The 474-nt window shown below is 64.8% G+C and carries 1 protein-coding gene; it reads left to right on the top strand.

Features of this window, described 5'->3' with window-relative positions:
• The first annotated feature begins 5 nt into the window (after positions 1-5).
• Entirely contained in the window at positions 6-332 is a 327-nt protein-coding gene (locus NJD71_RS13635; RefSeq protein ID WP_442967692.1) for a hypothetical protein, read from the top strand.
• The last annotated feature ends 142 nt before the right edge of the window (positions 333-474 follow it).

Here is a 474-nt window from a genome sequence, read left to right as displayed (position 1 = left end):
AGGACATGGTGCGCATTTCCGACGCGCGCATGAGCGGCACCGCGTTCGGCACCATCGTTTTGCACATCACCCCGGAATCCGCCGTCGGCGGGCCGCTGGCGCTGGTGAAGAACGGCGACATGATCAGCCTGGATGTTGCAAAGCGCAGCATCGAGCTGCTGGTTGATGCCGCCGAGCTGGAGCGGCGCCGCGCGGCGTTGAAGTCGGCCGCTGCGCCCGACGAGGCGCGGCGCGGCTACGCCTGGCTGTTCAACGAGACCATCATGCAGGCCGATGAGGGCTGCGACTTCGATTTCATGCAGAGGACTGGGAAGAAGACCGAGACAGGCTGACAAACAACGAGCGCCCAGACCGCACAAGCGGCGGGCGATAAAACAGGGGGAAACGATGATTGCGCGATCCATGCCAAGATTCTTGCATGGCTTGGCGGCTGCGGCCGCCATGCTTCTCGTCACCGGAGCCGGGGCGCAGGAG

It is taken from the genome of Psychrobacter sp. PP-21 (assembly GCF_033790785.1).
GTDB lineage: Bacteria > Pseudomonadota > Gammaproteobacteria > Pseudomonadales > Moraxellaceae > Psychrobacter.
Note: the sequence above shows the minus strand (reverse complement) of the source record. Positions and strands in the feature narration are given on the sequence as shown.